8 protein-coding genes and 1 tRNA gene are annotated in these 7,820 nt (G+C 59.1%); 3 read left to right on the forward strand and 6 right to left on the reverse strand.

Annotation, left to right across the window (positions count from 1 at the left end; all coding sequences use genetic code 11):
* Nucleotides 1-83 precede the first annotated feature (83 nt).
* The 3 genes from VJ698_RS15155 to VJ698_RS15165 all read left to right on the forward strand — a co-directional run bounded on the left by VJ698_RS15155 (nt 84) and on the right by VJ698_RS15165 (nt 3,554).
* Entirely contained in the window at nt 84-2,426 is a 2,343-nt protein-coding gene (locus VJ698_RS15155) for a Tex family protein (protein ID WP_324103619.1), read from the forward strand.
* A gap of 194 nt (nt 2,427-2,620) precedes the next feature.
* Nucleotides 2,621-2,935, forward strand: coding sequence for a Grx4 family monothiol glutaredoxin (gene grxD / locus VJ698_RS15160; RefSeq protein ID WP_324103620.1), 315 nt, complete (start codon nt 2,621-2,623; stop codon nt 2,933-2,935).
* 37 nt (nt 2,936-2,972) lie between these two features.
* The gene (locus VJ698_RS15165; protein ID WP_324103621.1) at nt 2,973-3,554 is read left to right on the forward strand and encodes a UbiX family flavin prenyltransferase; all 582 of its coding nucleotides are present in this window, start codon (nt 2,973-2,975) and stop codon (nt 3,552-3,554) included.
* Between the two features lie 122 nt (nt 3,555-3,676).
* Here the strand turns inward: VJ698_RS15165 and VJ698_RS15170 are convergent.
* The 6 genes from VJ698_RS15170 to petA all read right to left on the reverse strand — a co-directional run.
* Nucleotides 3,677-3,752 (reverse strand) — tRNA-Thr (locus VJ698_RS15170).
* Between the two features lie 26 nt (nt 3,753-3,778).
* Complete coding sequence (locus VJ698_RS15175; RefSeq protein WP_324103622.1) at nt 3,779-4,261, reverse strand: ClpXP protease specificity-enhancing factor; 483 nt, start codon at nt 4,259-4,261, stop codon at nt 3,779-3,781.
* Nucleotides 4,262-4,341: 80 nt separating this feature from the next.
* Nucleotides 4,342-4,953 carry a glutathione S-transferase N-terminal domain-containing protein gene (locus tag VJ698_RS15180; RefSeq protein ID WP_324103623.1) on the reverse strand — a complete coding sequence of 204 codons (612 nt, stop codon included), beginning with the start codon at nt 4,951-4,953 and terminating at the stop codon, nt 4,342-4,344.
* A gap of 89 nt (nt 4,954-5,042) precedes the next feature.
* On the reverse strand, nt 5,043-5,804 hold the full coding sequence (locus VJ698_RS15185) for a cytochrome c1 (protein WP_324103624.1): 762 nt from the start codon (nt 5,802-5,804) through the stop codon (nt 5,043-5,045).
* Between the two features lie 22 nt (nt 5,805-5,826).
* Nucleotides 5,827-7,233 (reverse strand): cytochrome bc complex cytochrome b subunit, encoded by a 1,407-nt coding sequence (locus tag VJ698_RS15190; RefSeq protein ID WP_324103627.1) that lies wholly within the window; start codon nt 7,231-7,233, stop codon nt 5,827-5,829.
* A partial coding sequence (petA, locus tag VJ698_RS15195) for a ubiquinol-cytochrome c reductase iron-sulfur subunit (RefSeq protein ID WP_324103625.1) occupies nt 7,233-7,820 on the reverse strand: 588 nt, incomplete at its 5' end. The genes VJ698_RS15190 and petA, both read right to left, overlap by 1 nt.

Genomic DNA, 7,820 nt, shown 5'->3' on the forward strand with positions numbered 1-7,820 from the left:
GATGTTTTTTATCCCTGTCAAGACTGGCGGATTCGCATAATTTGCGTATCATCTGCCGCTTGTTTTCACCATTTTGATTCCACATGCTGCCATCGATCGAACAACGCCTTGCTGTTGAACTCGCCGCCAAGCCGGCGCAAGTCGCCGCCGCCATCGCCCTGCTGGACGAAGGCGCCACCGTTCCCTTCATTGCGCGCTATCGCAAGGAAGCTACCGGTGGGCTCGACGACACGCAATTGCGCCTGCTGGAAGAACGCCTGCGTTACCTGCGCGAGCTGGAGGATCGGCGCGCAGCAATCATCGCCTCGATCGAGGAGCAGGGCAAGATGACGCCGGCACTGCTGGACGCCGTCGTGCATGCGGAAGACAAGACGCGGCTGGAAGACCTGTACCTGCCTTACAAGCCGAAGCGCCGCACCAAGGCGCAGATCGCGGCCGAAGCCGGCCTCACTGAGCTGGCGGACGCCCTGCTGGCCAATCCGGCACTGAGCCCCGAAGAGGAAGCGGCCAAGTACCTGAAGCCTGCGTTCAGCACCGACAATGGCGAAAATCCGGGCGTTCCCGACGCCAAGGCTGCGCTGGACGGCGCGCGCCAGATCCTGATGGAGCGCTTTGCCGAAGACGCGACGCTGCTGCAAGCGCTGCGCGAATACATCACGGAACACGGCGTAGTGGAATCAAAGGTCGTCGAGGGCAAGGAAGATGCGGGCGCGAAGTTTGCTGACTACTTCGATTACTCCGAAACGCTCGGCACGATTCCCTCGCATCGTGCGCTGGCGCTGTTCCGCGGGCGTCGGGAAGAAATCCTGAACGTGTCGCTGCGCCTCGACAGCGAAGAGGAAAAGCCGAAATGGGATGCGCCACATAACCCGTGCGAGAGCCGCATCGCCGCACGTTTCGGCATCAGCAACCAGGGCCGCCCGGCAGACAAGTGGCTGTCCGACACGGTGCGCTGGACCTGGCGCGTGAAGGTTTTCATGCACTTGGAAACGGAGCTGATGACGAGCCTGCGCGAACGTGCCGAGATCGAAGCGATCAACGTCTTCGCCCGCAATCTCAAGGACCTGCTGCTGGCCGCTCCTGCCGGTCCGCGCGCGACTATGGGCCTGGACCCGGGGCTGCGTACCGGCGTGAAGGTTGCGGTGGTCGATGCCACCGGCAAGGTGGTCGACACCACCGCCATCTATCCGCACCAGCCGCGTAACGACTGGGATGGATCGATCCACACCCTCGCACAACTCGCGCGCAAGCATGACGTCGCGCTGATCTCGATCGGCAACGGCACCGCGTCGCGCGAGACCGACAAGCTGGCGCAGGACCTGATCAAGCAGCATCCGGAACTGAAGCTGACCAAGATCGTGGTATCCGAAGCGGGCGCGTCGGTTTACTCGGCCTCGGAATTTGCATCGCGCGAATTGCCGGAGCTGGATGTCTCGTTGCGCGGCGCTGTATCGATCGCACGCCGCCTGCAGGATCCACTGGCGGAACTGGTGAAGATCGATCCGAAGTCGATCGGCGTCGGCCAGTACCAGCACGATGTCAGCCAGACACAACTGGCGCGCTCGCTGGATGCCGTAGTGGAGGATTGCGTGAATGCGGTGGGCGTTGACGTCAACACGGCATCCGCTCCGCTGCTGGCTCGCGTGTCCGGTCTGAACGCCAGCGTGGCGCAAAGCATCGTCAGCTACCGGGACATGAAAGGCATGTTCACGTCGCGCGTTGCCCTGCGCGAGGTACCGCGGCTCGGGGAGAAGACCTTTGAACAGGCAGCCGGCTTCCTGCGCATCATGAACGGCGACAATCCGCTCGATGCGTCTGCCGTCCACCCGGAATCCTATCCGGTCGTCGAGAAGATCCTCAACGACATCAAGAAAGATGTGAAAGGCGTGATCGGCGATGGCAAGCTGTTGAAGGGGCTCAACCCCGCGAAGTACGCGGATGAAAAGTTCGGCGTGCCGACCATCACGGACATCCTGAAGGAACTCGAAAAGCCGGGCCGCGACCCTCGCCCCGAGTTCACCACCGCCACCTTCAAGGAAGGCGTGGAGGATATCAGGGACCTGCGACCCGACATGATTCTGGAAGGCGTGGTCACCAACGTCGCCGCATTCGGTGCCTTCGTCGATATCGGCGTGCACCAGGATGGCCTGGTCCACATTTCGGCACTCTCGAATACCTTTGTGCGTGATCCGCATACCGTCGTGAAGGCCGGCCAGGTGGTCAAGGTGAAGGTGCTTGAGGTGGACGAAAAGCGCCGCCGCATCGCGCTCACGATGCGTCTGTCCGATACGCCTGCGCCCGCCGGAGCACGTACGGAACAGCGCGGCGATCGCAATGATTCGCGGAGGCTCGCGCAGCATCAGCAGTCGCGCCAGCCGGCGGTCAACAATGCCATGGCAGCTGCCTTTGCCAAGCTGAAAGGTTGAGGCCGCCTGGACTGGGAAACAGCACGGGCTCGCGCAAGGCGAGCCCTTTTATTTGGACGGCAACTTTTCTCTGAATGGGCGTTGATCCCAAAGAATAAAGTCTGGATTCCCCCGGGTTTTTGAAGGACTTACCGGCGTGCACTGCGTCTTTTTCATATAATGGGCGCTATCCCGCATTTTTGAGAGGTTAGGCCATGAGCAATGATATCCATTCCTGGATCAAGGACACCGTCAGCCAGCACCCGGTCGTGCTGTTCATGAAAGGTACGGCGCAATTTCCGCAGTGCGGCTTTTCCGGCCGCGCCATCCAGATCCTGCAATCCTGCGGGATCGAAAACATCGTGACCATCAATGTTCTGGAAGACGCAGAAGTGCGCCAAGGCATCAAGGAATATTCCAACTGGCCGACCATTCCGCAGCTCTTCGTCAAAGGCGAATTCGTCGGCGGTTCGGACATCATGACCGAGATGTACGAGTCGGGCGAGTTGCAGAACCTGCTGAAGTCCTGATGCGGTTGCATCCGCCGGGATGCATCAACGACAGCCGATGCCGAACAAACGCCTGATCATCGCCATCACCGGTGCAACCGGTGCCGTATATGGGGTGCGTCTTCTGCAAGTGTTGCGCGACAGCGGTGGCATCGAAACCCATATGGTCGTCTCCGATGCAGGCGTCCTCAGCCTGCATCAGGAGCTGGACATGGCGCGCAAGGAAGTAGAGGCACTGGCGCATGTCGTTCATCACGTGCGAGACGTTGGCGCGTCGATCGCGAGTGGCTCGTTCCAGTCGGAGGGCATGATTGTTGCGCCCTGCTCGATGAAAACGCTGGCCTCCGTCGCACATGGTTTTTCCGATAACCTGATCGCGCGGGCCGCGGACGTCGTACTGAAAGAACGACGTCGCTTGGTGTTGATGGTGCGCGAGACACCATTCAATCTCGCCCATCTGCGCAACATGACTGCGGTCACGGAAATGGGCGGCATCATTTTCCCACCGTTACCTGGTTTCTATCATCGCCCACAATCCATTGCGGAATTGGTCGACCACACTGTCGGGAGAGTTCTGGACCTGTTCTCGATTTCTCACGCGCTCACGCCTCGCTGGAGCGGCATCAAGCAGGAACAGTAATGTTTGGTCGCGGGTGGATATAGCCGGGATCTCTGTCTCCCTTGCAGGGGAAGTCATCCGACGTAAATTCAACATGAAAAGAAAAAGCCCACGATCATTGATGATGATCGTGGGCTTTGCATTGGTGCCGGCTGCAGGACTCGAACCCGCCACCTGATGATTACAAATCAACTGCTCTACCAGATGAGCTAAGCCGGCGAAACTGGAAAGTCCCGTATTGTACTTTATTTGATCCGCGTTAGTGTAGGACGCCCGCCTTTTTTTGGCGGCTCATTGTCATCGTCCGGGCCGCCTGTCGAGGTGTTGCTGGTGTCGCTGGTCTCGCCTTCCGTTTGCGGAACAGCCGAAAGCGGAGGCGCTTTCGAGGTCTCGTCGCTGCGCTCATCCTGAGATGCCGGAGAAACCTCGAATGCCATGCCCTGCCCGTTCTCGCGCGCATAGATCGCCACGACGTTTTCCACGGGAATCAGGATCTCGCGCGACACGCCTCCGAAGCGAGCATGGAAATGGATCGCATCGTTATCCATCTTCAAGCCGCTTGTTGCAGTGAAGCTGATGTTGAGCACGATCTCGCCATTCTTCACGAATTCGCGTGGTACGCGGGTCTGCGCATCGACGGCGGCGGCAAGATACGGCGTATATCCGTTATCCGTGCACCACTCGTAGATCGCCCGCAGCAAGTAGGGCTTGGTAGAAATTTCTGGCATGGTTTCCCGGTTAAAACGCCTGCGCCGCGGAATGCACCCCTTGAAGAATTCCGGGTGCACTTACGCAGGGGCAAGCAGTATCAGCGGCGCATAACCTTCTCGGACGGCGTCAACGCTTCAATGTAGGCCGGGCGCGAGAAAATGCGCTCCGCATATTTCATCAGAGGCGCCGCGGTCTTGGATAGTTCGATACCGTAATGATCAAGGCGCCAGAGCAAGGGCGCGATCGCGACGTCGAGCATGGAAAACTCGTCGCCCAGCATGTACTTGTTCTTCAAAAACAGCGGTGCCAGTGTGGTCAAGCGATCACGGATTTCGGCGCGCGCCTTGTCATGCCCTTTTTCGGCCCCTTTGGACTTGTCGTTTTCCAGGGTGTGGACGTGGACGAACAACTCTTTCTCGAAGTTAAACAGCATCAGGCGCGCACGCGCGCGCATGAGCGGATCCGCCGGCATCAGTTGCGGATGCGGAAAACGCTCATCGATATATTCGTTGATGATGTTCGACTCATACAGAATGAGGTCGCGCTCGACCAGGATCGGCACCTGACCATAAGGATTCATTACCGAGATGTCTTCCGGCTTGTTGAACAGGTCGACATCGCGAATTTCGAAATCCATTCCCTTCTCGAACAACACGAGACGGCAGCGCTGCGAAAATGGGCAGGTAGTGCCCGAATAGAGAACCATCATGTTGTAGTTCCTTAGAAACAAAAGGGTGAGACGTCATACGGCTCACCCTGAAACAAACGCCCGCCGTCCGTCCGGATAGCGGGCAAGATTTACTTGATGTCTTTCCAGTAGGACGCGTTCAAACGCCAGGACAGTACCAGGAACAGACCAAGGAAGAGCAATACGCCAACACCGAGGCGCTTGCGGGTATTTTGCGCAGGCTCGGCCATCCACTGAAGATAACCCACCAGGTCAGCAACGGCATTGTCATACTCGATCGGCGACAACTTGCCGGGCGTCACTTGTTCGAATCCGGCAAACTTGTGAACCATCTTGCCCGGATCGTGCGGATCCTTCTCTTCGACGAACTTGGCGCTGCGCACACCCTGAAGCTCCCACAGCACGTGCGGCATGCCGACGTTCGGGAACACAAGGTTGTTCCAGCCCGTCGGGCGGGAATCGTCCTTGTAGAAGGTACGCAGGTAGGTGTACAGCCAGTCCGGACCGGAGCCCGCTTCGGAAGCTTTAGCACGTGCGATCACCGACAGATCCGGCGGCGCAGCGCCGAACCAGACCTTCGCATCCTTCGGTTGCATCGCCACCTTCATCAGGTCACCTACCTTGTCCGTCGCGAACAGAAGATTGTTCTTGATCTGATCTTCCGTCAGTCCGATGTCGCGCAGGCGGTTGTAGCGCATGGCGGCAGCCGAGTGGCAGTTCAGGCAATAGTTGACGAAGATCTTGGCACCGTTTTGCAGCGCGGCCAGATCATGGATCCGGTTCGGTGCCTGGTCAAGGGTGGCAGTTTCGCTGGCCAGCACGACTGCCGGCACCAGTGCCAGGACCGCAATCAGTTTTTTCAGCAATTTCATGATTCTCTTATCCCTTTGCGGCTTAGTGCGGCTTGAAAGTAACACGCTCGGGCACGGGCTTGAACTGCCCCATGGAGCTCCACCAAGGCATCAACAGGAAGAAGCCGAGGTAAATGAACGTGCAAATCTGTGCCACCAGAGTGCGGGTTTCGGTCGGCGGCAACACGCCGAGGTAACCCAGGATCACGAATGCAATGCCGAAGACCAGGTACACGTAACGATGCCAGCCCGGGCGATAACGGATCGACTTGACCGGCGAGTGGTCGAGCCACGGCAGACCACCGAGGATCAGCACGGACACGCCCATCAGGACCACGCCCCAGAATTTGGCGTCGAAGATGAACATGCCGACCAGCGCAGCAGCGCCAACGACGATAAACGCAATTTTCACCTTGCCGCTCAGCTTCGACTTCGCGATCACCAGCGCAACGTATGCCACCAGGCCGACTTCCAGCGCGTACATGAACTGCGAAGTCGTTGCGCGCAGGACCGAGTAGAATGGCGTGAAGTACCAGACCGGCGCAATGTGCGGCGGGGTCTTCAGCGGATCAGCCGGGATGAAGTTGTTGTACTCGAGGAAGTAACCGCCCATTTCCGGCGCGAAGAAGATGATTGCGCTGAAAACGATCAGGAACACGGCGACGACGAACACATCATGCACCGAGTAGTACGGATGGAACGGAATGCCATCCAGCGGCACGCCGTTGGAGTCCGTCTTTTCCTTGATCTCGATGCCATCCGGATTGTTGGAACCCACTTCGTGCAGCGCAATGATGTGCGCCACGACCAGGCCCAGCAGGACCAGCGGGATCGCGATCACATGGAACGAGAAGAAGCGGTTCAGGGTTGCGTCCGACACGACGTAGTCACCGCGAATCCACAGGGACAGGTCCGGGCCGATGAACGGGATGGCGCCGAACAGGTTCACGATCACCTGCGCGCCCCAGTAGGACATCTGGCCCCATGGGAGCAGGTAGCCGAAGAATGCCTCTGCCATGAGCGCCAGGAAGATGGCGACGCCGAACAGCCAGACCAGTTCACGCGGCTTGCGATAGGACCCGTACAGCAGGCCACGCAACATGTGCAGGTAAACGACAATGAAGAAGGCGGATGCGCCGGTGGAGTGCATGTAGCGAATCAGCCAGCCCCAGGGCACGTCGCGCATGATGTACTCGACCGAATTGAACGCGAGGGTGGCGTCCGGCTTGTAGTGCATCACGAGGAAAATGCCGGTGACGATCTGGATGACCAGGACCAGCAATGCGAGGGAGCCGAATGCGTACCAGAAGTTGAAGTTCTTCGGTGCGTAGTACTCGGAGAGGTGCGCCTTCCAGGTGGAAGTCAGCGGGAATCGGGCGTCGACCCAGTTCAGCGCCTTGGCGGAGAACGGCGCGTCGGCGGGGAGCTTTTTCTCTTGGAATGCCATGATTATGCTTCGCCTTTCTCGTCTTTGCCGATCAGCAAGCGCGTATCGCTCAGATACATGTGCGGCGGTACTTGCAGGTTGTCAGGAGCCGGCTTGTTCTTGAACACGCGCCCGGCCAGGTCAAAGGTCGAACCGTGGCACGGGCAGAGGAAACCGCCCTGCCAATCGTCCGGCAGCGAAGGCTGCGCTCCGGGTTGCAGCTTGCTGCTCGGGGAGCAGCCCAGATGCGAACAGATGCCCACTGCGACGAGGACTTCCGGCTTGCGGGAACGGTATTCGTTACGCGCATATTCCGGCGTCAAGTCGGCCTGATTACGTTCCGACTTAGGATCGGCAACCTGGGCGTCAGTTTTCTTCAGCGACTCGACCATTTCGGGTGAGCGCTTCAGAATCCAGACCGGTTTGCCGCGCCACTCCACGGTCTTCATCTCCCCCGGAGCCATGCCCGTGATATCAACCTCCACCGGAGCGCCTGCGGCTTTTGCTCGCTCGGACGGCTGGAAGGTGGACACAAAGGCCCCTGCCGTAGCCAATCCGGCCACACCACCCGCCGCACACGTAGCGACGAGCAAGCCGCGTCGACCGGAATC

It is taken from the genome of Noviherbaspirillum sp. (genome assembly GCF_035254685.1).
Taxonomy (GTDB): domain Bacteria; phylum Pseudomonadota; class Gammaproteobacteria; order Burkholderiales; family Burkholderiaceae_D; genus Noviherbaspirillum.

Bases quoted from the DNA above. Each gene is read 5' to 3' on its own strand.
- VJ698_RS15155 (WP_324103619.1), top strand. From the start codon at position 84: ATGCTGCCATCGATCGAACAACGCCTTGCTGTTGAACTCGCCGCCAAG.
- grxD (WP_324103620.1), top strand. From the start codon at position 2,621: ATGAGCAATGATATCCATTCCTGGATCAAGGACACCGTCAGCCAGCAC.
- VJ698_RS15165 (WP_324103621.1), top strand. From the start codon at position 2,973: ATGCCGAACAAACGCCTGATCATCGCCATCACCGGTGCAACCGGTGCC.
- VJ698_RS15175 (WP_324103622.1), bottom strand. From the start codon at position 4,261: ATGCCAGAAATTTCTACCAAGCCCTACTTGCTGCGGGCGATCTACGAG.
- VJ698_RS15180 (WP_324103623.1), bottom strand. From the start codon at position 4,953: ATGATGGTTCTCTATTCGGGCACTACCTGCCCATTTTCGCAGCGCTGC.
- VJ698_RS15185 (WP_324103624.1), bottom strand. From the start codon at position 5,804: ATGAAATTGCTGAAAAAACTGATTGCGGTCCTGGCACTGGTGCCGGCA.